Annotated in this window: 24 protein-coding genes and 1 riboswitch; of the genes, 4 read left to right on the top strand and 20 right to left on the bottom strand. The window is 27.4% G+C overall.

From position 1 onward, the window contains the following. Positions 1-20 precede the first annotated feature (20 nt). From proC to IC218_RS02185, 7 genes are all read right to left on the bottom strand, one after another. Positions 21-824 (bottom strand): pyrroline-5-carboxylate reductase, encoded by an 804-nt coding sequence (gene proC, locus IC218_RS02215; RefSeq protein WP_227432864.1) that lies wholly within the window; start codon positions 822-824, stop codon positions 21-23. 36 nt (positions 825-860) lie between these two features. Continuing rightward, positions 861-1,451: a helix-turn-helix domain-containing protein gene (locus IC218_RS02210; protein WP_413840640.1), complete on the bottom strand. Its 591-nt coding sequence runs from the start codon at positions 1,449-1,451 to the stop codon at positions 861-863. A 1,089-nt stretch (positions 1,452-2,540) separates the two neighbouring features. Beyond that, positions 2,541-3,149 (bottom strand): DNA-3-methyladenine glycosylase, encoded by a 609-nt coding sequence (locus IC218_RS02205; RefSeq protein WP_227823727.1) that lies wholly within the window; start codon positions 3,147-3,149, stop codon positions 2,541-2,543. Positions 3,150-3,263: 114 nt separating this feature from the next. Continuing rightward, positions 3,264-6,002: a PAS domain-containing sensor histidine kinase gene (locus tag IC218_RS02200; protein WP_227823726.1), complete on the bottom strand. Its 2,739-nt coding sequence runs from the start codon at positions 6,000-6,002 to the stop codon at positions 3,264-3,266. A 148-nt stretch (positions 6,003-6,150) separates the two neighbouring features. Then, complete coding sequence (locus tag IC218_RS02195; RefSeq protein ID WP_227432859.1) at positions 6,151-6,942, bottom strand: MetQ/NlpA family ABC transporter substrate-binding protein; 792 nt, start codon at positions 6,940-6,942, stop codon at positions 6,151-6,153. A 37-nt stretch (positions 6,943-6,979) separates the two neighbouring features. Continuing rightward, positions 6,980-7,636: a methionine ABC transporter permease gene (locus tag IC218_RS02190; RefSeq protein WP_227432857.1), complete on the bottom strand. Its 657-nt coding sequence runs from the start codon at positions 7,634-7,636 to the stop codon at positions 6,980-6,982. Continuing rightward, complete coding sequence (locus tag IC218_RS02185; RefSeq protein WP_227432855.1) at positions 7,629-8,594, bottom strand: methionine ABC transporter ATP-binding protein; 966 nt, start codon at positions 8,592-8,594, stop codon at positions 7,629-7,631. Before IC218_RS02185 ends, IC218_RS02190 begins: the two co-directional genes overlap by 8 nt. A 118-nt stretch (positions 8,595-8,712) precedes the next feature. After that, positions 8,713-8,819: riboswitch (SAM riboswitch) on the bottom strand. A 658-nt stretch (positions 8,820-9,477) separates the two neighbouring features. Between IC218_RS02185 and IC218_RS02180 the strand changes: the two genes are divergently transcribed. From IC218_RS02180 to IC218_RS22130, 3 genes are read left to right on the top strand one after another with little or no spacing between them, the layout of a single operon-like run. Beyond that, positions 9,478-10,044 carry a TetR/AcrR family transcriptional regulator gene (locus IC218_RS02180; protein WP_255630965.1) on the top strand — a complete coding sequence of 189 codons (567 nt, stop codon included), beginning with the start codon at positions 9,478-9,480 and terminating at the stop codon, positions 10,042-10,044. A gap of 15 nt (positions 10,045-10,059) precedes the next feature. Continuing rightward, positions 10,060-10,866 carry an alpha/beta fold hydrolase gene (locus IC218_RS02175; protein WP_227823724.1) on the top strand — a complete coding sequence of 269 codons (807 nt, stop codon included), beginning with the start codon at positions 10,060-10,062 and terminating at the stop codon, positions 10,864-10,866. Between the two features lie 26 nt (positions 10,867-10,892). Beyond that, positions 10,893-10,964 carry a cysteine-rich KTR domain-containing protein gene (locus tag IC218_RS22130; RefSeq protein WP_227824255.1) on the top strand — a complete coding sequence of 24 codons (72 nt, stop codon included), beginning with the start codon at positions 10,893-10,895 and terminating at the stop codon, positions 10,962-10,964. Between the two features lie 179 nt (positions 10,965-11,143). Here IC218_RS22130 and IC218_RS02165 read toward each other — a convergent pair whose 3' ends face one another. Beyond that, positions 11,144-11,743: a hypothetical protein gene (locus tag IC218_RS02165; protein ID WP_227432853.1), complete on the bottom strand. Its 600-nt coding sequence runs from the start codon at positions 11,741-11,743 to the stop codon at positions 11,144-11,146. 244 nt (positions 11,744-11,987) lie between these two features. Here IC218_RS02165 and IC218_RS02160 point away from each other — a divergent pair, with 244 nt between their 5' ends. Then, positions 11,988-12,584, top strand: a complete 597-nt coding sequence (locus tag IC218_RS02160) for a DUF3793 family protein (protein WP_227432851.1) — start codon at positions 11,988-11,990, stop codon at positions 12,582-12,584. A gap of 115 nt (positions 12,585-12,699) precedes the next feature. Here the strand turns inward: IC218_RS02160 and IC218_RS02155 are convergent, their stop codons facing one another. The 12 genes from IC218_RS02155 to IC218_RS02100 all read right to left on the bottom strand — a co-directional run bounded on the left by IC218_RS02155 (position 12,700) and on the right by IC218_RS02100 (position 24,606). Beyond that, positions 12,700-13,662, bottom strand: a complete 963-nt coding sequence (locus IC218_RS02155; protein WP_255612921.1) for an NrtA/SsuA/CpmA family ABC transporter substrate-binding protein — start codon at positions 13,660-13,662, stop codon at positions 12,700-12,702. Positions 13,663-13,695: 33 nt separating this feature from the next. Next, positions 13,696-14,427: an ABC transporter ATP-binding protein gene (locus IC218_RS02150; protein WP_227432849.1), complete on the bottom strand. Its 732-nt coding sequence runs from the start codon at positions 14,425-14,427 to the stop codon at positions 13,696-13,698. Next, the gene (locus IC218_RS02145) at positions 14,420-15,190 is read right to left on the bottom strand and encodes an ABC transporter permease (RefSeq protein WP_227482321.1); all 771 of its coding nucleotides are present in this window, start codon (positions 15,188-15,190) and stop codon (positions 14,420-14,422) included. The genes IC218_RS02150 and IC218_RS02145 overlap by 8 nt, the downstream gene beginning before the upstream one ends. An 88-nt stretch (positions 15,191-15,278) precedes the next feature. Then, positions 15,279-15,989, bottom strand: a complete 711-nt coding sequence (locus IC218_RS02140) for an AIM24 family protein (RefSeq protein WP_227432847.1) — start codon at positions 15,987-15,989, stop codon at positions 15,279-15,281. A gap of 180 nt (positions 15,990-16,169) precedes the next feature. Continuing rightward, on the bottom strand, positions 16,170-16,322 hold the full coding sequence (locus IC218_RS02135) for a FeoB-associated Cys-rich membrane protein (protein ID WP_227432846.1): 153 nt from the start codon (positions 16,320-16,322) through the stop codon (positions 16,170-16,172). 25 nt (positions 16,323-16,347) lie between these two features. Beyond that, positions 16,348-18,504 (bottom strand): ferrous iron transport protein B, encoded by a 2,157-nt coding sequence (feoB, locus tag IC218_RS02130; RefSeq protein WP_227432845.1) that lies wholly within the window; start codon positions 18,502-18,504, stop codon positions 16,348-16,350. Positions 18,505-18,603: 99 nt separating this feature from the next. After that, positions 18,604-18,825, bottom strand: coding sequence for a FeoA family protein (locus tag IC218_RS02125; RefSeq protein ID WP_227432844.1), 222 nt, complete (start codon positions 18,823-18,825; stop codon positions 18,604-18,606). 12 nt (positions 18,826-18,837) lie between these two features. After that, positions 18,838-19,047 (bottom strand): FeoA family protein, encoded by a 210-nt coding sequence (locus tag IC218_RS02120; RefSeq protein WP_227432843.1) that lies wholly within the window; start codon positions 19,045-19,047, stop codon positions 18,838-18,840. A 510-nt stretch (positions 19,048-19,557) separates the two neighbouring features. Continuing rightward, positions 19,558-20,166 carry a dienelactone hydrolase family protein gene (locus tag IC218_RS02115; RefSeq protein ID WP_227823722.1) on the bottom strand — a complete coding sequence of 203 codons (609 nt, stop codon included), beginning with the start codon at positions 20,164-20,166 and terminating at the stop codon, positions 19,558-19,560. A gap of 164 nt (positions 20,167-20,330) precedes the next feature. After that, a complete protein-coding gene (locus IC218_RS02110; RefSeq protein ID WP_107594844.1) occupies positions 20,331-20,876 on the bottom strand; it encodes an NADH peroxidase in 546 nt (181 codons plus the stop codon). A 118-nt stretch (positions 20,877-20,994) separates the two neighbouring features. Continuing rightward, complete coding sequence (locus tag IC218_RS02105) at positions 20,995-22,818, bottom strand: ABC transporter ATP-binding protein (RefSeq protein WP_227432841.1); 1,824 nt, start codon at positions 22,816-22,818, stop codon at positions 20,995-20,997. A gap of 12 nt (positions 22,819-22,830) precedes the next feature. Next, on the bottom strand, positions 22,831-24,606 hold the full coding sequence (locus IC218_RS02100; protein WP_227432840.1) for an ABC transporter ATP-binding protein: 1,776 nt from the start codon (positions 24,604-24,606) through the stop codon (positions 22,831-22,833). Between the last annotated feature and the right edge of the window lie 138 nt (positions 24,607-24,744).

The raw sequence follows: 24,744 nt of genomic DNA, 5'->3' as shown, positions 1-24,744 counted from the left end.
TTATCTCAAATAAATTCTTATTACTTGCTCATTTTTTGAGATTTTTCTATACATGCACATATAGCTTTTATAACAGAGGCTCTAAAACCTTCCTCTTCAAGGACTTTAACTGCTTCTATAGTAGTCCCTCCAGGTGAGCATACCATATCTTTTAGTTCACCAGGATGTTTTCCTGTTTCAAGTACCATTTTTGCAGAACCCATAACTGCTTGTGCTGCAAATTTATATGCTTGTTGTCTTGGCATTCCTGCAATTACTGCTGCATCTGCAATAGCTTCTATAAACAAAAACACATAGGCTGGTGCAGAACCACTCGCTCCAATCACTGCTTCTATAAGATATTCTGGTACGACTTCAGTGTTTCCAAAAGAACTAAATACTTCTACCACTGCTTCTAAATCTTCATCTTTTATATTTTTATTTATAGATATTGAAGACATAGCCTCATTTACAAGTGCAGGAGTATTAGGCATAGTTCTAACTATTTTTTTATTTTCACCTATAATTGCCTCTATATCTTTTATAGATTTTCCTGCTGCTATTGTAACTATAATCTTACTATCATCTACAAAATCTTTTATCTCTTCTAAAATATCATCATATATGTCTGGCTTAACAGCTACAATTACTATATCAGAATTTCTAGTAACCTCTTTTGAATCTTTTGTAGTATTTATACCAAAATTTGCATGTATTCTATCAAGAGTTCCTTGAGTATATGCTGATGCTGTTACCATATTAGGTTCAACTAATTTTGAATTTACTATACCACCTATCATAGCACTGGCCATATTCCCTGCACCTATAAATCCAATTCTTTTCACTGTAATACTCCTCCTTAAATAAGTAATAACTAAACTTTAAGCTTCTTTAACTGTATCAGAATTTTCAAATGGATTTGGTATACTTACCACTAAAATTCTTACCATCTTATTAGTATAGTTAACCCAATTGTGATTGTTCTTTTCACTATTATAGTGTATTGTATCACCTGGATACATTTCAATTTGCTCGTCACCCAAAAACACTGTAAGAGTGCCCTCTAAAACATATACAAATTCTTCACCACTATGTACATAGCAACAAATTTCTTCACTACTTTTACTTGGAAGAATTTCAATTAATCTTGGTAACATAGTTTTTTCTTTTAAATTAGATGATAAATGATAATGTATAAATGTTGAATTTTCTACATCAAAAACTTCTTTTTCATAACTTCTTAATACAGGTCTCTTATGCTCCTTTGGTTTCATAAAAAAGTAAGTTAAATCTACATCCAATACATTTGCTATTTTACCTAATGAATCTGTTGCCACACTTGTTAATCCTCTTTCAAGCTGTGACAAAAATCCAATTGATAAGTTTGTTTTCTCACTCATATCTTTCAGTGTCATTTGTTTTTGAGTTCTAAGTTGCTTTATTTTTGCTCCTATGTCCTTATTCAAAACCATCACCCCTAAATAATTTTAATTTTTTCATAATATAAATATAAGAATATAAATATAGGCTATTATATCTATAATATTTCACCTCAAAAAAACTTTATTAGTATAAATATAATTTATTCACTTTCTTTTGTCTACACATTTATCATTATTTATAATTTATTATATATATCTCTCTACCTAATTTAATAAAATTTATTAATCATTTTTCTATTTTTTAATATATCTGATTATAATGACTTTTTTTATATTATAAAACTATATTATAAAACTTAAGTTATTCCTATAATTTACTTTATTGTTTATATAGTTCATAATATATAAATCTTATTAGTATAATTTTTATCAGATTACTATCTTTAATTTATGTACATTGCATTATATAGTTTATTTGAATTTAACTATTAAAAATTAAGCTTATTACATTGCTATTTCTACAGATTTTTACATCCTTTACAATAATTATAACATAATTTTACAATTTAATAGTATCTATTCAATGCCTTTTTTTATTTCTACAATATCTTATATTTTACAGTCTAAAACTATACATATTTTTCTAATATTTATACAGATACAGACTTGTTATTTCCTAATTTAACAATCGTTATCAAAATATTTATCATCTTTTTAAATTCCATTTTTAAATTTTCTGTCTAACAATAATTTTCATAATAAACCATATGAAATCACCTTATAACCTCAATCATACGATTTTAAATATATCTCTATTCTAAAGATACTTTCTTTTTTTGTCAAAATTTTTCTATTTTTTATAAATAATTATTTGTTGTAATAAATAATCTGTTTAATATAAAATAAACTAACTTTATATATAAACACGACTATTCTTAATAAAATGCGTCCAAAAGTTAATATTCATTTATTTTATAGTATAATATTATCATACTTATTTTGTTGAAATATATCTTTGTTTGTATAAACAAAACAATTGAAAATAATTATAAAAATCTACTGAAAATACATCTCCTGCTTTATAAATTTATTTATACTAAAATAAAAATTCTATAAAAAATAAGATATATATTTATAAAAAATAATTTTTATAAATATATATCTTATTGATATCAGTACCTATTCTATATAAAAACGCCATAAAAAGTCTTTTGCTTCTTCTGCATAGTCTATATTTATACGTTTACTAGTTTTTATATCCAATTTATCTTCACTAAATACTTTTTTTCCTTCATTATCATAATAAAAGTCACTTATATACAATTCTTCACCCATTATACTCTTACTATTTAAGCTTCTATCTACTTTTAAAGCCTTACAAAGTTTTCCTGGTCCATTAGTAATATTTTTTATTTGATACTTACTCAAATTATCATACAGTTTATTATATCTATTTACAGATATCTCATTTAAAGAAGTTATTGGTTCGACACCTCTTATTAACACACACTCTGGTACATTTTCTGTATTTGCTGATAGATTTAGACAATTGTACATACCATAAATTAAATAAACATATATATGTCCACCATCTAAATAGAGAGGCTTAGTTCTCTCAGTTCTTTTATCACCATATACATGTGCGCCTTTGTCATTTATACCCATGTATGCCTCTGTCTCTACTATCTTGGTAACAATTGTTTTATTTTCATATTTTCTTATTAAATATTTACCTAATATAGATTTAGCTAAATCAATTCCATTTTTCCTAAAAAAATCCTTTTCCAAAATTTCACCTCATAAAGTTTATTTATAGTCAGTTAAATACAGCTAAAATCATAAGTAAAATTAGTCTGCTTTTAATTGTATATTAATATATAAAATAATGGATTTCAATATTTACTACTTATATATATCAAAAAATTCTATCTCGAATTTTTCAATATTATCGTTGTAATTTGATTTATCATAGACTTCTTCAACTACTTCTTTAATTGGGAATATTATTTTTACCTTTGTTCCTTCTCCTAATTTACTATCTATATAAATTTCTCCATTTTGAATTTCAATTAACGATTTTGCAAGACACAATCCTATTCCACTGCCGAATTCGTTTGATATACCACTATTTTCAATTTGTTTAAATCTATTAAATATGTCGTTTAATTTCTCCTTTTCTATACCTATTCCAGTATCTTTTATAAGTATTTCTACATTTTCACCCTCTTTATATATTCCTACAAGTATTTCTCCACCTTCTAAAGTAAACTTTATAGCATTTGATAATATATTCAATATTATCCTCTCTATAGATTCTGGGTCAAGTCCTACTCTCATGGTTTCTTCATTTGTATCAAAAACTAAGTCTATTCCCTTAGATTTTGCATAACTGCTAATGGATGTAACTATTCTTTCTGTTATATCGATAATATCAAAGTTAACCGCTTTAATCTTATATATTTCTGATTTAACTTGAGAAATATTTATTATATTATCTATTAATCTTAATAATCTAAACATGTTTTGTTTAGTTATTTTTATGTGTTCTCTTAATATATCTTGACAGTCAATTATCTTTCCTTTTTTATAAAGATTCTCGATAAGCTGAACTGAACTATAGATATTATTTAAAGGGGTCTTAAGTTCATGAGATATATTAGCATAGAACTCCATCTTCATCTGGTCATACTGTCTTTGTTTTATTAATGCTTTTTTAAGTCTCTCAGACTCTCTTTGTACACTTAAATCTTTAATTATTCTCACTCTACTTCTCTTCTGCCCAAAGTATAAGGTTCTTGATATCATCTTTACTTCTTTAATATGATTGTTTTCATTTACTATATGAATACTTTTTTCTCTTTCACCTATATTTAAATTGTTTATGTATTTTTTTACTAAGATATTTCTATATTTTTGTGTTGTTACGCCTAGTACATCACTTGATATTCCAAATAATTCTCTAAAAGCTCTATTCGTATAGAGTACTCTTGATGTACTTAAATCTTCAAGAAAAATAGCCTCTGGTATAGCATCTAATAATTTTTCATATATTATTTTTTGTTCATTTACTGTTCTAAGTATATTTATTTCTTTAGTTATATCTCTAAATGTAAGTAACTTAAATAATTTATTATTTGACCAATAATCTCCAACTCTCACTTCTTCAACATGTTCTTCGCCCTCTGAATCAGACATTACAAAATTAATTATACAATTTGCCGTATCATTATAACTTACTATTTCAGCTTTCTTTTCTTTTGTTAGATTTAATCTTTTAAACTCTCTATTATCAAAAAAATCTATGTTAAAGGTTTCAAAATATTTTTCTAATGTCATATTAACTAGCTCTTTTGGTGTACATTTAAAACTCTTTTCATATTTTTTATTTATGCTTATTACTTTATTCTTCTTTATACCACCTTCTGCACTTCTTACAAGTATAGGAGATGGTATATTTAATATTATATTTTCATAATCTTTATTTATAGCCCTTATCTCTTTATCCATTTTTATTTCATTTGTAATATTATTTAAGCTTATTAAATAATTACTTTCTTCTTCATTATTACTTAAACTTAACAAATATATTTTATTATTCAACTCTACTTGTTTATCAATTATACTTATATCCGTATCAAATTTCTTTAGCTTTTCAGCTACATGCTCATCTTCCTTTATAAAATTTAATATGTGATAAAAGTTTTTCATATCCTTTGAAAATTCATCTTTAAATGCATTATTTGTATAACTTATATTAAAATCATAATCTGTTATTATCCATACATTTGGTATAGTATCAAGTGCTTGTCTTAATAACTCTTTTCTTTCATCTATGTAATTTTTTAATGTTTTCTGTATAGTCATGTCCTTTTCTATTGCTAGATTTATCTTACTTAATTGTTCTGACTTTTTACTTAATTTCTTATTTATTGAATTTAATTCATAATATGGATATACCACTCTATTAATTAGACTGTATACATACACATAGTAAGTATAATTACATAACAATAAATACACTACTCCTATTAATCTATCTGTATCTACTATACTAATTTGACAAGTTGTTATAAAACCTATAATAGTTGCAAATAAAGCAAAGTATGATAAATTTTTTATTAAGCTATAATGTTCAGTTTCACTATTAGTTTTGTTTAATACAAACAATAAATTGAACAAAGACATGACAACATTAATTGCCATAATAATCATATTCAAATAAAAGTTATTAAAAATACTTCTTAGAAGATAATCTACTATTACAAAAGTACTGTTGAAAATCAACAAATGACTTATTCTCAGCTTTTTTATTTTAGAAATTGTTAAGTATATAAATGTAGATATATTAATTATACTTAAATTGAGTATCATAACTTGGAATTTTTGAATCTCTAATTCTGCTATGCCTAAAATCCCCACAAAAACTAATACAAGGCATCCTAATTTTAGTATGTTTATAAATTCATCTTTTTCAAAACTAGTTATATAAACTATAGAATATCCAAATATCCAAAGTAAAATTATTCTATACATATTTATGGAAACTGTATACAAATTTATATTCAAAAGTGCAATAATTAAAAATAACCCATTAGCCAATATATAGCCCTTATTCTTCCTTAAAGTTCCTTTAGATTCCATATTCTCCACCACTTCTTCATTTTTATATAGTTTTATCTATAAATATGTTACCACAATTCTCCCAAAAAATTTGTCACTTTCTAGTTATAAAAAAAAATGAGTAAAGTTTTTAAAATTTTACTCATTTTATAGATTTTGTATATTTAATTTAAAAAGCTGGAACTATACTTCCTTTATATTCATCTTGTATAAACTTTTTAACTTCTTTACTATTCATAGCCTCTGATAAAGCTTTAATCTTATCGCTATCTTTATTATCTTCTCTACAAGCAATTATATTTACATATGGAGAATCGCTTGATTCTATTACTATTGCATCTTTAGTAGGATTTAAATTCGCTGTTAAAGCATAGTTAGAATTTATTACTGCTCCATCAACATCTTTTAATACTGTTGGTAATTGTTCTGCATTCATTTCTTTTATTTGTATATTTTTAGGATTTTTAGTTATATCTTTTTTAGTTATAAGTTCGCCATCCTTTACTTCTATTAATTTATGCTTTGCTAATAATTTAAGTGCTCTAGCTCCATTAGTCGCATCATTTGGTACAGCTATAACTGCTCCATCTTTTACTTCATCTAATGATTTAACTTTTTCTGAATAGAATCCCATTGGCTCTATATGAACTTTAGATGTATAAGTAAGTTTATATTCCTTTTCCTTCACGGTCTCCTCTAAAAATGGAATATGTTGAAAGAAGTTAGCATCCAAAGAACCCTCATCTAAAGCTGTATTTGGAAGCACATAATCATCAAATATCTTTACTTCTAAATCATATCCTTTTTCTTTTAATAAAGGTTTTGCAACTTCCAATATTTTTGCATGTGGATTTGATGATGCCCCTACTAATATTTTTTTATCCTCTTTGTTTGAACATCCTACTGCTGATATTGCTATTGCTGACACTAATGCTACTGATAATAATTTTTTTAATTTCATTTTTTACTCCCCCTTTAAAAATGTTTTATTGATTAAATTATTTTAGTTTCTTATAAGCTAGATTTCCTAAACCTTGTATTATTTGAACTAGTATTACAAGTGCTATTACTGTATAAACCATTACTGCTGTGTCAAATCTTTGGTATCCGTAAATAAGAGCTATATTACCTAGTCCACCAGCTCCTACTGCACCTGCCATAGCTGTATAACCAAGTATAGAAATTACTGATAATGTAATTCCAGATACTATTGAAGGCATTGCTTCTTTTATCATAACTTTAAATACTATTTGTTTTTTTGTAGCTCCAAAAGATTTGGCAGCCTCTATTAGTCCCTTATCAACTTCGTTTAATGAACTTTCTATAATCCTAGCGATAAATGGTGCTGCACCAATAGTTATTGGTACTATTGCAGCAGTTTCTCCTATACTTGTTCCAACAATTAATCTTGTTATTGGAATCATTGCAACTATAAGTATCATAAATGGGAAACTTCTAAATATGTTTACTATAAATCCTAGTGCACTATTAATCGTACTATTTGGTTTTAATCCATCTGGTTTTGTCACCACTAATATAATTGCTAGTATAAATCCTAATATTGTTGCCACTACAGTTGGTACTATGACCATATATAAAGTTTGTAGTAATGCATTTGGAAATAGTGTTGTTAAAAAATCAATTAGACTATTCATTTATCATTTCCTCCCATCTTATGTCCTTATCTGTAAGATACTGTTTTACTTTATCTCCACTTTTATCTGAAACATTTATAATAAGTGAACCTAAAATATCTTCTTTAAATTGTTCTAATTTCCCAAATATTATAGATACATCTATGTTTAACTCTCTTGCCATTGTTGTAATAATAGCTTCATTAGAAATGTCTTTAGGGAATAGTATTTTTATATTTGTTCCTTTTGGTAAAATTATACTTTCTTCACCTATTAATTTTCTAAGTCCTTTAGTATTTCTCAAGAAAATTTCTTCTGTATCTCCTATTTCTAATACCTCTCCATTTTCCATTATTGCCACTCTTCCACAAATTTGTTTTATAACTTCCATTTGGTGAGTTACAACTATTATTGTTATTCCTAGGTTTTTGTTTATATCTTCAAGTAATGAAAGAATTGATTTTGTAGTATTTGGGTCTAGTGCTGAAGTTGCTTCATCACAAAGAAGTACTTGTGGGTTTAGTGCTAAAGCCCTAGCAATTGCAACTCTCTGTTTTTGACCACCACTTAAGTTTCTTGGTTTATCATTTTTCTTTTCAGATATACCAACCACTTCTAGTAACTCTAAAACTCTTTTTTTTATTTCTGCCTTTGTATATCCAAAGCACTCTAAAGGTAATGCTACATTATCAAACACTGTTTTTCTTTCAAGTAATGAAAAGTGTTGAAAAATCATACCTAACTCTTTTCTTAAATCCCTCATTTGCTTTTCATTTAATGACTTTACTTCCTTATTAGATACAAGCACACTACCTTCTTGATATTCTTCTAGCCCATTTATACATCTAAGTAGTGTTGATTTTCCAGCACCACTATGACCTATTATTCCAAAAATTTCTCCAGATTCTATCTCAATACTTACATCTTTAAGTACTTGAGTCTTTCCATAATACTTATTAACATTTTTTATGCTAATCATAAAATTTCCTCCCCACATATTCTGCTCAATTTGTATGTTTATTTTTATTTATGTATTTTAAATTTGTATCTAACAAAATAAAAGCCTGAGTATAAACTCAGGCTTAGAAAGCTATTTATACTCATCTATCAACTATATTAGTTGCAGGATTTAGCACCAATGTATATAAAATATACTGGTTGCCGGGTTTCAAAGGGCCAGTCCCTCCACCACTCTTGATAAGACGTTATTTAATTTGATTCGATTATCATTTCTTGCTATGTTATATATAATATATTTATTAATAATATTTGTCAATAAATTTATTTGAAATTTTTATTTTTTATTATTCTGAATTGAAAACAAAGTTCATAAAACCTCATATCAGTTTAGAAAATGGATATCAAGATACTACTCTTTCAATTATTTTGACAAAACTGATACTTGTTCTATCTAATTTCTATTTGGATGTGGATTTCTTCGAGTAGAATGTTAGTGATTTTCCAGCAAAAGTAGAAGCATATAAAGAACTTATTTGCAAAGAACTTGGAGTAAAAAATAAAAACGAACTATTTTAAAATGCGAATTAAATATTTGTGAAAATATTAATCATCTGAACTGGAGTTATTGGAACTTTAAATACAGTCTCGTTGGCAGGCAAAAACCAAATACGTCACTATGTAAGAAAAGATTGTAATAAAGCATTATAATATCTCCACTTGTAACATTTTTTTGAAAAACTCATTGACAAGTAAGTGACTAATAAGTATACTAAATATCAGTGACCACATGGTCACTAATATTGTACAACGGAAATGACCAGTCGGTCATTACATAAGGAGATATCATGCCTACAAAATTATTTTTTGAGCTTAATGAAGACAAACAAAGGAATATTATTAGTGTGGGAATATCTGAATTTGCAACATATGGTTATACAAATAGTTCCACCAATAGAATAGTTAAAAGCTCTGGTATTAGTAAAGGTAGCTTGTTTAAATATTTTTCTACTAAAGAAGAATTGTATTTTTTCATACTTGATATCGTCACAGCAGACTTTATTGAAAGTTTAGAAAAAAAGACAATCGCCATTTCACCAGAGTTATTCCAACGAATAATTGAATATTCTGCTTTAGAATTTTCTTGGTATATTCAAAATCCTGAAAAAGCAAAATTGTTAATAGGTGCATTTACAAGAAGTGATACTGAGATTTACCAAAAGACCATAGAACGATATAGTATTAAGGAATTTGATGTATATGACAATCTAGTTAAAGATATTGATTTGAGTAATTTTCGTTGGCATAAGCAGAAAACTATCGACATTTTGAAGTGGTTTCTAAAAGGTTTTAACGATTCTTTTTTAGTAAGTACTCAAATAGATAACTATTCATTCGAACACATACAAAATGAATATGTAAAAAGTCTAACAGAATATCTGGAAATATTAAAAATGGGGCTTTTAAAATAAAAGGAGGATACAGTTATGTTTTGGAAGGCAAAAGGTGGATGCGTCAGCATTGACGATACAGATATGGACTATATCTCTTTTGGAAATGGTAGTGATATTTTAATCATGCTTCCTGGACTAGGCGATGGATTAACCACAGTCAAAAGAATGGCTATTACAATGGCTATCGCATATCGCATGTACGCCAAAGACTATAAAGTATATGTTTTTAGCAGAAAAAACCATTTAAAAGAAGGTTATTCTACACGAGATATGGCTAAAGACCAAGCGAAAGCCATGAAAATACTTGGTATCACTAAAGCTAAAGTTTTAGGTATTTCTCAAGGTGGAATGATAGCACAATACCTTGCTATTGATTATCCCGATTTAATTGAGAAACTCGTACTGGCAGTTACGCTATCAAAGCAGAATAAAAACATACAAGAAGTTGTTGGGAATTGGATTACATTGGCAGAGCAAGAAAAATATAAGTATCTAATGATTGACATATCAGAAAATTCTTATTCAGAGAATTATCTAAAAAAATATCGTTTTCTTTACCCCTTGCTTGGGAAAATCGGTAAACCTAAAGATTTTAGACGGTTTCTCATACAAGCATCCTCTTGTATTCAGCATGATGCATATATGGAGTTGAATAATATTATATGTCCCACTTTGATAATTGGGGGCGATAACGATAAGATAGTTGGTGTAACTTCTTCTGTTGAATTAACTGATAAAATTAAGGACAGCGAATTATTTATATATAAAGGTCTTGGACATGCTGCGTATGAGGAAGCAAAAGATTTTAATAATCGTGTTCTAAATTATTTATCGAAATAAAGTAAAGCATTATAAAAATAGAGTAGATACGCTATCCTGTATGTGGCAACAAAACAAGGCTAAAAATTCGATTAGATACTATACCTGAAAATTTCTAGTTTTATATTTTTTTACTGTTTTTATAAGCCATCATTGAATATTGAAATCAAATAGGCGTAAAACGGAATTTTTAAGCAACTAAAATAGAAACACATAAAGCCACACAAACATAGTGTTCGTGTGGCTTTACAGCGCTTTATAAAATAATTTTTATTGTTGATATTGGCAGGTTATTCTACTATTTTTTATTATTTCCTGTTATTCCTAATCTATCATTCATGTCTTTTATCATTTTTCTAAAACCACTACCTATATCATTTCCAACATCTTCTGTTCCATGAACTAGTTTCATAAAGTCATTTTGACCTTTTTTCATATCTTCATCAGATACTTTATCTAATTTCTCTAATCTAGCATCTATATCTTTTACTAATCTTTCACCTTCAGTTATTAATTCATCATTCATTTTCTTTAATTCAGCATCTTCTGTTTTACCATCTTTTTTAAGAGATGTTACAAATGATTGTATTTTGTCTCTACTGTCTTTGTATGCAGCCTTTACATCACTTAAATATTTTTCATTTCCTGGATATTCTTTATCTTTAAATTGATTATTTATACTTTCTGGAGTATCATAAATAGAATATCTATTTAAACCTGCTATATAATCATTATAGCTTGTTGAATAATAATTCATATAACCTTCATTGTTGTTTACTGATTCATTTGGATTTTTTCCTGCATTTTCATTTGGTTTTTCAGTTTTTTTAGTACAAGCAGTCATACCTATAGCTAATACTAACGCTAGTCCTACAAATAAAGTTCTTTTTAATTTCATTTTTATTATCCTCCTAGATGTTTTATATTACAAAAAGTTTTAATAAAGTTCTTTCTCAATTTAGTATTTCTATATTTTTATTTTTTATTTACTAAAATTAAACAATTTATAATTTATTTTTTGGGAAATTATAATAGATAAGTAATTAATAAAAAAAATATAATTTTATTATTGATATTGATTATCATTCATAGTATAATTTAATTAATTGATATTAATTTTCATTTGAAGGAGGTTATCTTTTATGCATTGTTGCAATTCACAATTTTGTTGTAAGAATAAAATTGAATCATCATATATAAAATGGCTTTTAGAAGTTTTAGGTCCAGTTTTTTTAGGCTCTAAACCTGCTGAAATAATAAATATTTCATTTACTGATGTAAATAGAGAGGAAAAAATTAATGATATTTACAAATATCTATATAATTGTAAAAGAATAGATTTTATAGTTATTGATAAAGAAAAAAAAGGATTAAAAATTTTATTTGTAAATAAAACAGCATTGTCAGAAAGATTAAAATGTAAAAAAACAGTAAATTTCTTGAAGTTTTTAGGATACAAACAAAATACTAATGTAAATGCTTATTTAGAGCATCTAGTTGAAAAGCTTAAAACTGATACTTTTCCTGATGAAATAGGTATTTTTTTAGGATATCCCCTTAAAGATGTAATTGGATTTATGGGATATAGTAACTATGAAGTTTCTATGATTAGGTATTGGAAAGTTTATGGTGATCCAAAACAATCAGAAGACACATATTCTAAGTTCTTGCTTCATCGTAAAAAAATGAGAAAATTACTTGACTACATAAGTGTAGATAAAATAGTAAGCTGTTTCTAATTAGATTTTATTCTATAAAATAATTAAAAATAAAAATACATCCTTTTTTATCATGTTATTATCACAATAACTTAAGGATGTATTTTCTATTTTAATATGCTAATTTCTTAATATACTAATTTTGGTTATATAACATATCTTTAATATTTATTTTCTTTTCTTGCATTCCATTAGACATCAAGAATTCTTGTGTATCCTCTAACTCTTTTATGTCCTTATCTGTTATCTTAGAACTAAAATCATACCAAGAATACATTTCCTTTGTTTCATCTAAAGTTAAACCAACTTCTTTTGATACCTCTTCCATTACCTTATCTTTATTCTCATCCATATATTTTAAAGTATCTTCATGAACTTTCATAAATCTTTTTACTAATTCAGGATATTTTTGAGCAAAATCATCACTTACTGCAGTAACTATTATTCCACTAACTAAACCTTCTCCATTTACTATCATTTTGCTACCTGCATTTATTGTTTTTAAAGCCACTGGCCCTGCAAGCATTGCAACATCTGCGCTTTTACTTTCTAATGCAGAGGCAGCACTAGGAATATCCATGTTTACATATTCAACATCATCTATCGTATAACCTTCCTTAGCAAGTGCAGCAATCAATAATTGATGAAGTATAGTCCCTTTTGGACCTACAATTTTCTTACCTTTTAAATCTTTTATAGATTTGATATTTTCATTGTTAGTTATAAGCATATATCCTTTTGGTGATCTACTATAGATATTTGTAACTTTAAGTCCAACTCCATTAGATGCTGCTATTATAGCAGATGTTCCACCTAATGCATGTAAAAAGTCTAATTCTCCAGCAGCTAGTGCCTGAGTTTGTTCTGGGCCTGTTGTTAGTTCATGAAAATTAACTTTTATATTATCCTTTTTAAATTCCTTACCAAATGAATCATCTTTCTTTTCCAGTATACTTGGAACGTTAAGTGGAGACTTCACATAGGTTAAATTTATTTCCTTAGGTAAACTAGTCTCTTTTTTTGTAGGAACATCTTTATTACCCTCTTCTTTGGTTGAACATCCCACAGTCCCAACCAATACCATTACTAAAGATGTCATTACTGCTAAAATTTTTTTGTTTCTCTTAATCACTTAAAACTCCCCCAATTCCCTTAATATTTCTTTTTTTAAGCTTATATAATAGCTTTTAGTTAAATCTCTATTATATTCATCTTCGACACTAAATTGTTTAATCCCTTTATTTTTACTAAAAACAATTATTTTCTTTGCTATTTCCATAGCTTCTTCTATATTATGAGTTACAAATACTACCCCTTTTTTAGTATTTTTATGGATATTTACTACTTCTTTTTGCATTTTTCTTCTTGTAAAATAATCTAATGCTGCAAATGGCTCATCCATCAATAGAATATCTGGGTTAAAAGAAAGAGCTCTTGCAATACTTACCCTGTGAGCCATTCCTCCTGATAACTCATTTGGATATGAGTTCTTAAACTTTTCAAGTTTCATCATCTTTAAATATCTATCTAAATCAACTTTATTTCTATTATTTTTTTCAGTATGTAAAAGTATATTTTCACTTACATTTAGCCATGGCATTAGTCTACTTTCTTGAAAAACAACTCCTACTTTTGGGATACACTTTTTATCATTATTAAAAAAATATACATTTCCACTAGTAGTACTTTCAAGACCTGCTAAAATTCTAAGCAAGGTTGTCTTCCCACAGCCACTTTCCCCTAGTATAACCGTTATTTCTTCGCTAGATATACTTAATGATATATCATCAAGCACTAAATGTTCTTTATTATCAACTAAATACTTTTTATGTATATTCTCTAATAAAAATCCATTTCTAACCATTTAAATCAACCTGCTTCCCTTTACTAAATTTTGCTATTGCCATTGAAAATAGATAATCTGAAAGTATACCTAAAAAACCAATAACAAAAATTCCAACCAGTACAATATCAGTTCTTGACATATCCTTACCGTCAGAAATCAAGTATCCTAAACCTGAAGAAGCCGCAATAAGTTCTGCACCAATTATAGCTCTAAAGCTATACCCAAGACCTAAACTAAGTCCAACAACAATATCTAACATAGAATTAGGAATTATTATTTTGCAAAAAATTCTTTTCTTAGATAAATTAAAAGACTTGCCTACTTCAATTAATTTACTGTCACAATTTTTTATCCCTTTTAGTGTATTTAAAAATATTGGAAAAAACGATGCTAAAACTATAATTATAATTTTAGACTCTTCACCTATACCAAACCATAAAATCAGCATAGGTATTAAGGCTAGTGGAGGTGTACTTCTCATAAATTCAAATAGTGGCTTGAAATATTCATACATTTTTTTATTTACACCAAACACGATTCCAAGTGGTATTGCTATCAATGAACTTATTAAAAAACCTATAAATATCCTCTTCACACTAGCATAAACATTTAAAAAAATAGAACCATCATTTATCATTTTTATAAAAGTTTCCAAAACTCTTTCAGGCGGAGGCAAAATATAGCTACTCCATATACCTAAAACACATACAATTTTCCATAAAATTAAGATTAGTAAGAAAATGTAATATCCTTTAAACTTTCTATGAATTCTCTCCAGCATCTAATACTCCTTTTTAATATACCTACCCCTGCTACCCTTTTTATTCTTTAAATATATTTTAAGCTACAATTAAAATTCACTATAAAAATTAATCTATGCCAATTCTTACTCCACCTGACCTCATTCTGTCAGAAGGTGTTGCATCTGTATTCAAGCTAGACAATCTTTCAGATGGTTGTATAATAACAATTTGACCATGCTCAACAAACTCCATATGATAAGATTCCCCTGAAGTCTGACCAACAAAAGTTTTCCATGATAGTTTTGCTACTTTAGGATATGGTTCCCTTCCAGTCCATGCTACTAACGCATCTGGGTCGACACAACAAGGCCCTTCAAGTATTAGAGGGTTCCCATCTGTTATTATGGCAATATCTTGATTTTGACTTGTTTTATTTATTAAATGTGTAGTAAAAAGTCCTTTTTGAGATATTACTCCTGAACCAATTAATTTTACACTATAATCTAGTTGTTCTGAAAATGCTAATAAGTTTTCACTCTCAACACAAATCGAGTCACCTGGGTCAATTGATATTACATCTACATGATAAGCATTTTGCGCTAGGTAAATTTCACCTTCACCTTCAACAACCATTATTGGCATTTGTTCTCCTGTCAATGACCTTTGAACATGTCCTAGCAATGCTCTACCTAAACCACCACCATTATTTGGGCCTAATATTAATTTTTCAAAGTTAAAATTTCCTTTAAATGCTACCATAGCACCTTTTTTAGCAAAAAATTTACCACTTCCTCTTGCTATACACATAAGTTCATTTGTTACATCAAATTTAAACATAATAAACATTTATATTGCTGTATTTAGCAATAATCCCTCCTAATCATATATTTGTCTATAATTATACAGTAAAAATATAATATAGTCTAATTGACTTCAAATATGAAATTTATTATTTATATATAAAATAAGAGCCTGATAAAAAGTTTAACTTACTTTATTATCAGACTCTTATTTTATCTATCTTTTAGTATCATGGCAACTCTTACTACTTGAGCATCCAGAACAACCACATCCACAACTACTGCCATTCTTTTTCTTGTTATTAACCATATGCATCACAGCCAATGCCATTAATACTACCACAATAGCTGCTATAATAAATGTAGCCATAATCATCACTCCTTATTTATATGAACTAATTTTTCATATAGCTCAAATTACCAATTTTATCTTTTTTTATTGTTCGATTTGAATAAGTTAAAACCCCAAATACTACAGCTATTGCTATAACTATAGATATTATTGCCCCAGCAATACTTCCACCAGTTCCTAAAAGTACACTTCCAACTTGATTGATAAGAAGAGCAACTATATAAGCTGTTAAAGTTTGGAACCCTAATGTAATCCATGTCCATTTCCATGAACCCATTTCTCTTTTTATAGCACCAATAGCTGCAAAACAAGGTGCACAAAGCATGTTAAATGCCATAAATGAAAATGCACTGACTACTGTAAACATACTTGCAACTGAACCAAGAAGTGTTGGGTCTTGTTCTGTTGCATCTGATATACCAAATAAAACGCCAAATGTTCCAACTACATTCTCTTTTGCTACTAGACCTGTAACTGTTGCTACTGATGATTGCCAGTTTCCAAATCCAAGAGGTGCAAATATTGGTGCAACTATATTTCCTAGACTAGCCAATATACTATCTCCTGCATCTACCATTTGTAGTGACCAGTTAAATGATTGTAAGAACCATATTACTCCACAAGCAACAAATATAATTGTACCTGCTTTGATTATAAATGCTTTTCCTCTATCCCACATATGAATTAAAACTCCTTTTGCACTAGGAACATGATATTGAGGTAGTTCCATAACAAATGGAGATGGTTCTCCAACAAATAAAGAAGTTCTTTTTAATATAATTCCACAAACAATTATCATTACAATTCCTAAGAAATACATTGATGGTGCTACCCATGAAGCCCCTCCAAACAGTGCTCCTGCAAATAAAGCTATTATTGGAATCTTAGCTCCACATGGAATAAATGTAGTTAACATGATAGTCATTTTTCTATCTCTGTCATTTTCTATAGTACGAGTTGACATAACACCAGGAACTCCACAACCTGAACTTATAAGCATCGGTATAAATGACTTTCCTGAAAGACCAAACTTACGGAATATTCTATCCATTATAAAAGCCACACGTGACATGTATCCACAATCTTCAAGTATTGATAATAGCAAAAATAAAAGCATGATTTGTGGTACAAATCCTAATACAGCTCCAACTCCACCAATTAAGCCATCAACTACAAGACCTTGTAACCAATCAGCTACATTTACGGAAGCTAGGAAATTACTTACATTACCTTGAATAATTTCTCCAAACAATACATCATTTGTCCAATCAGTTGCTATAGCACCCAATGAACTTACTGCTATGTAGTAAACTCCCCACATTATAAGTGCAAAAATAGGTAGTGCTAATATACGGTTTGTTACAAACTTATCTATTTTATCTGAAACAGTTTCTTTACCATTTCTATTTTTCTTTATTATGCTTGAAATTATTGAACTAATAAATTCATAACGATTTGCTGTGATTATACTTTCACTATCATCATCCAATTCATCTTCACAATTTCTAGTTATCTCTTCTATGTCATTTAATATTACTTTAGAAATATCAAGCTTTTGTATAACATTTTCATCTCTTTCAAATAACTTTATAGCTAACCAACGTGTTTCCATATCTATATATGGAGTTTTTTCCTCTATTATCTTTTCGATTTTTTCTATTGCTCCTTTGCTTTCATCAACAAAAGGTAACTTAAAATCTAATTTATTGTTACCACTTGCAATTTCAATTGCTTTTTGAGCAGCTTCCATAATTCCTTGCCCTTTAACAGCTGTTACTTCTACTACAGGGCAACCTATAACCTCTGATAATTTTTTAATATTTATCTTATCTCCATTTTTCTTAACAACGTCCATCATGTTAAGAGCTATAACAGTAGGTATACCTAATTCCAAAACCTGAGTTGTTAAATATAAATTTCTCTCTATATTTGATGCATCTACAATGTTTATTACTGCATCTGGTTTATCATCAAGCATAAAATTACGTGTAACAACTTCCTCTAATGTATATGGTGATAGAGAATAAATACCTGGTAAATCTACTATTTCTACATCTTTATTTCCTTTTAATTTTCCACCTTTTTTTTCAACTGTTACTCCTGGCCAGTTACCAACATATTGTGATGAACCTGTAAGTCCATTAAACATTGTTGTCTTGCCACAATTAGGATTTCCTATGAGACCTATTTTTATTGACATTTCCATTCCCTCCATTAATATTTAGATATATAAATTATTTTTGATACAGAAAATCATTCTCACTATATAATTGCATTAACTCTACTATAATTAACTTTATTATTCCACAATAATTTTTTCTGCATCTGATTTACGAATTGATAGTTCATAATCTCTAACTGTTATTTCAATTGGGTCTCCAAGAGGAGCTACTTTTCTCACAAATACATCAACACCTCTTGTAATTCCCATGTCCATTATACGTCTTCGTGTAGCTCCTTCTCCTTCTAATTTTTTAACTTTTACAGTTTCCCCACACTTAATATCCTTTAGCTTGTTCATATTACTACCTCCCTATATTATTATTCTACTTGCCATTTTTTTATCTAATGCAATTCTAGTATCCTTTACATCTATTATTAAATTACCATCTATCTTAGAAATTATTTTAACATTTGTTCCTACTACAAATCCTATGCTATTTAAAAATGTTCTTGTCTTATCACTTCCTGAAATCTTCTTTATAACTACTTCTTCTCCTATATTTGATAATACTAATGGCATACGATATTCCTCCTTATACTAATTTAAATTTATATGTAGACTTTTCCTTCTATTTAAATTCTAGTATCTTATTTTTAAATTGTGGTTCATTAAAATGATTACCTATTTTTTTCCTTCTTTTTACAATTCTTAATTTTGATTTAAGTCTATCATAATAGTATAGTTTTTGCAAGTGATTATTGTATTCTTTTGATTTTTTCTCTCAATTAATTTTATTCCTCATACAAATCTTATTTGTCTTAACATAATTTTTATAAAATAAAGATGCTTTTAGATAGTATCTTTGACTATCTAAAAGCATCTTTATTTTTTATCTATTTTATATTTATTTATATACTTAATTCTTACTTGGAAACATTTTCATTATTACTTTCATCTTTTTCTGTAAAAATGTCTTTATCTAATTTTAAAATATCAACAAACAAATGTATTTTGACATACTCTCTTCTTCTATGTATGAGAGTGTGACAAACAAAGTTTAAATTCTATTATAAATAATTATATTCTCTATTAACTTGAATATTTAGATAGAAATTCTATTTGTTGAAGATTAAATGTTTGTGTATGAATATTGGAATAATTTTTTGAGTATGTATCAACAAAACCATGATTTGCATCTGCGATTTCAATTTGAATATTTTGTTTTTTGGCAAGTTGAGAGGCAACAAACTCAACATCAAATGAATCGTATTTTGCAAATACTAATAAAACAGGACATTTTGGAATTACATCCATATAATCTCTAATTCGAGAACCATAACAGCAAATTATTCCATCACATAAGGAATTTTCACTGCATCTCCATGCAATTGTTGCACCTACACTATATCCAATAACGAATACATGCTTATATTTTAATTTTAAATCATTTATAGGTTTTTCTACTTTTTCATAGACATTAAATCCTATATTACTTATAAAAAAATTATATGCATCTTGAACTTTTAAATAAGAAAAAACTTTCCCGCTACCCAAAAGTTCAGGGCAAAATACATCATATCCATCTTGATAGTATTTTTCACAAATATCCTTTATAAAATTGTTAACTCCATAAATTTCATGTAGCACTACAATAGCTATATTACTTTTATGTGTATACTTAATCAGTTTATCCACCACCTTTATTAAATAGTCAATATTTTTATACTTAGTTTAATGTATTCCTATATGTATGTCAATTTACTGTTTTAGAATCTAATTTACTCAAAAAGGAGTATTTCACTCATAATCTTTAAAAACCATGAATGAAATACTCCTAAAAGTTTACTTAATTTATATTAAATTTATTTTCCAAAATATCTATTTAATAATCCTAAGAATGCTTTACCATGTCTAGCTTCATCTTTACACATTTCATGTACTGTATCATGTATAGCATCTAATCCTAATTCTTTAGCTTTTTTAGCTAATTTTAATTTTCCATCAGTTGCACCATATTCAGCGTCAACTCTAACTCTTAAGTTTTCTTTTGTATCTGCAACTACAACTTCTCCAAGAAGTTCTGCAAATTTAGCAGCATGTTCTGCTTCTTCAAAAGCTATTCTCTTATAAGCTTCTCCTACTTCTGGATATCCTTCTCTATCAGCTTGTCTACTCATTGCTAAATACATTCCTACTTCTGTACACTCACCAACAAAGTTAGCTCTTAATCCTTCGATTACTTCCTCATCTACACCTTGAGCTACTCCTATTCTGTGCTCATCAGCCCAATTCTTTTCGCCTTTCATTTCTTCAAACTTATCAGCTCCAACTTTACATACTGGACATTGTGCTGGTGCAGCATCCCCTTCATGTATATATCCACATACTGTACAAACAAATTTTTTCATAATTAATTTCCTCCTAATATTTTATATATCAAATTTAATTTTTTATTTTCTAAGTTAGTCTATATATACCCGTGTCATATACCTTCAAACAATTTTTTTTAAAATTTTTTATTAATTTTTAATTTCGATTTGTCAGCAGTATATTTCTGTAGTAATGACCTTTGAGTTTCATTAGTTCTTTATGATTTCCAGATTCTACAATTCGTCCATTTTCTAAAACTATTATATTGTTACAATTTGATATAGTACTTAGTCTATGAGCTATAATTATACTAGTCTTTCCATAAGTCACATTATTTATTGCATCTTGAATCTTAGCTTCAGTTGCTATATCTATATTACTCGTAGCTTCATCCAAAATAAGTATTGGTGCATTTTTTAATACCGCCCTAGCAATACTAATTAATTGTTTTTGCCCCTCACTTAAATCCTCACCCCTATCTGATAAAACAGTCTCATATCCTCCATGCATTTTAATTATAAACTTGTGTAAATTTGCTATTTTACTAGCAGATATAACCTGTTCATCAGTTGCTGTTAGGTTTCCATACCTTATATTTTCCATAACAGTGTCATTAAATATATAACTTTCTTGTGGAACTACTCCAAAATAATTTCTTAAACAATTCCTATCAACTGAATATATATCATTCCCATCTAAAAATATCTTCCCTTTTTCTACTTGATAGAAATTTGTAATCAAATTTATAATTGTCGTTTTTCCACTGCCAGTTTCTCCTATTATAGCATTTGATGTTCCAGCCTTGATTTTTAAGTTTATATCACTTAGAATATTCTTTTTTGAGTCATATGAAAAACTTACATCTTTAAATTCAATATCTCCATTTATAAAAGATTTTTTTAAATTATTATTTTTATTGTTGTAAATGTCACTTTTAGTGTTACTATTTATTTGTTCTTCTTCTTGCTCATCCATAACTTCAAAGACTCTTTCACATCCTGCTACAGCTGAAAGCAATGTATTAAATAAGTTAGCTAATTCATTTAAAGGTCTTGTAAATTGTCTTACATAACTTAAAAAACTTGCTATAACGCCTATAGTTATAACATCTTTAGACGCAAGTACTCCACCTATAATACATATAATTGCAAATCCTATATTACTAATTACGTTCATAATAGGCATTAAAAGAGATGTATAAATCTGTGATTTAAGTGAAATACTCAAAAGCCTATCATTGATTGCTTTGAAATCACCTACAGATTTTTTCTCATAATTAAAAGCTTTTACTACATTTATATTTGATATCATTTCTTCAATATGAGAATTTAGTTTTCCTAATTCTACTTGTTGTTGCTTAAAAAAAACTCTAGTCCTCTTTGCAATGAAATTGCTTAGAAACATTACTATTGGTATTAACACGATACTGCAAAAAGTTAAAATAGGGCTTAATATAAACATCATAATGAAAGTTAGCAATATGTTCAAAATTCCTGTAATTAATTGTACTAATGAAGTTGAAATACCTGTACTAATATTATCAACATCATTTGTTACTCTACTCATAATATCTCCAGTAGGACTCTTATCAAAGAAAGTTATTGGTAAATTCCTGAATTTTAGAAATAAATTACTTCTCATATCTCTAACTATGCTTTGAGATAATCTAGCTGTAAATATCCCCTTGAACAACTTAACTAAAAATTCAATTATATAAAATAAAAGTAAAATAAGTATTCCTTTTAAGAAAATAGACTTTGAATATATATCAATATTTATTATGTCAACTACTTTTCCAAGAGTATATGGTATTATAGTTGATATAATTGAATCAATTATTACTAGTAAAAAAATTAATCTAGTAATTTTTTTATCTTTTTTAAAGTACATAAAAACTCTTTTAAATGTTTTTTTAAAATCTTTAGGCTTTGCTTTTTTCTTTAGTCTACTCACCTTTTGATTTCCAGTACTCAAATTCAATACACTTCCTCCTTAATTTACATCTTCATTTACTAGATTTTGCAACTCAAAAATCTTTTTATAAGTTGGAGAACTAACCAGTAAATCTTCATGTGCAGCAAATCCAACCACCTCTCCCTCATCTAAAACTAAAATCTTATCACAGTCAATTATAGAACTAATTTTTTGTGAAATAGTTATAATAGTACATTTCTTGTTTTCATTTTCTCTTAAATTATTTATATAATCTTTTATATTTTTCCTTATAACTGTTTCTGTATTGATGTCCATCGCACTAAAACAATCGTCAAGAATTAATATTTGTGGTTTTTTTGCTATAGCTCTAGCTATTGTAACTCTTTGTCTTTGTCCTCCTGATAGGTTTTTACCCCTTTGAAACAAAACTTCATCATAAGAATTTTCAAGTTTTGTTATAAATTGATTTGCATTTGCTATTTCGCATGCTTTTACAACATCTTCTTTACTTATATCTTTACTTCCCATAATTATATTTTCTGATATACTCTTTCCAAACACACTGCTATTTTGAAAGACTACACCTATTTTTTCTCTTAAACTATCTTTAGATATACTGTATATGCTATGCTCTCCAATCTTAATATCTCCTTTATCAACTATATATAGTTTTTGGATTAAATTGACTAAAGAAGTCTTTCCTGAACCAGTTTGACCAATCACGCCAATATTTTGCCCTTCTTTTATTTTAAAAGATATGTCTTTTAATATCTTCTCATCTATATTTTTATTATACGAAAAATCTACATTTTCAAAAATTATATCACCATTTATAAATTCTAACTCTCTTTCTTTAGCATCTAAATCAGTATTTTTGATAATTACTTCTTCATTCTCATCAATTAGGACTTCACTTATTCTTTCATAAGAAGCTTTTGCTCTCACAAAAACATTAAAAACGTGTGAAATCATTATAAGTGATGTTAATATTCTAGTCATGTAGTTTACATAGGCAACTATAATTCCAATTTTAATTTCTCCAGAATAAATTAAATATCTCCCAATTAGCAATATTATTATTATAGCAATGTTAATAATTATTGTAATTGTTGGTCTAAAAAATGACATCATTGTTGTGGCTTTTCTACTATTTTGAAAAAGTTCATTATTTAATTCTTCAAAACGTTTATTCTCATAATCATACCTACAGAATAATTTAACTACCTTTATTCCACCTAAAAACTGTCTCAATTTTGAGTTTATCTTATCTGTACTTTCTTGTACTTTTTTAAACAACTTATATCCAATCTTCATGTTAAGCAATATTATAATAAATATAATTGAAACTGCAATTAAAATAATTATTGACATTTTTAAATTTAATTTTATCGCTATAATTAAACTTCCTATACACATAATTGGTGATTTTATAAAAACTCTCATCATTCCATGAACAAATAATTGTATCTGATTAATATCATTAGTAATTCTTGTTATTAGTGAGGCTCTACCAAATTTATCTACTTGCTTCAATGAATATGTATTTATCTTTTCAAATACATCCTGTCTTAAATCATAAGAAAAACACTGAGAAACTCTTGCTGAGATTATACTTCTTATTATTGAAAATACTGCTCCTAAAAAAGTTATACCTATCATTAATGCTCCCGTTGATAATATGTAATCTAAGTCCTTATTTGAAACCCCTATATCAATTATTTTAGCCATTATAGTTGGTTGTGCCAAATCACAAAAAGCTTCCAATGTTAAGAAAAATATTGCTGTTAAAAACAACACTATATATTTTTTTATATATTTTTTAAAATACCTCATTCAACCATCCCTTCATAGCATTTTCTAACTATTAAAAGTATATCACAATCAATAATTTAATTGATTATATCAATTATAAATATTTGATTTATTCTTAATTTTTATACTATATATTTTATAAATTATTTGTTTTTATTT

The organism is Clostridioides sp. ES-S-0005-03, assembly GCF_020658455.1.
Taxonomy (GTDB): domain Bacteria; phylum Bacillota; class Clostridia; order Peptostreptococcales; family Peptostreptococcaceae; genus Clostridioides.
Note: the sequence above shows the minus strand (reverse complement) of the source record. Positions and strands in the feature narration are given on the sequence as shown.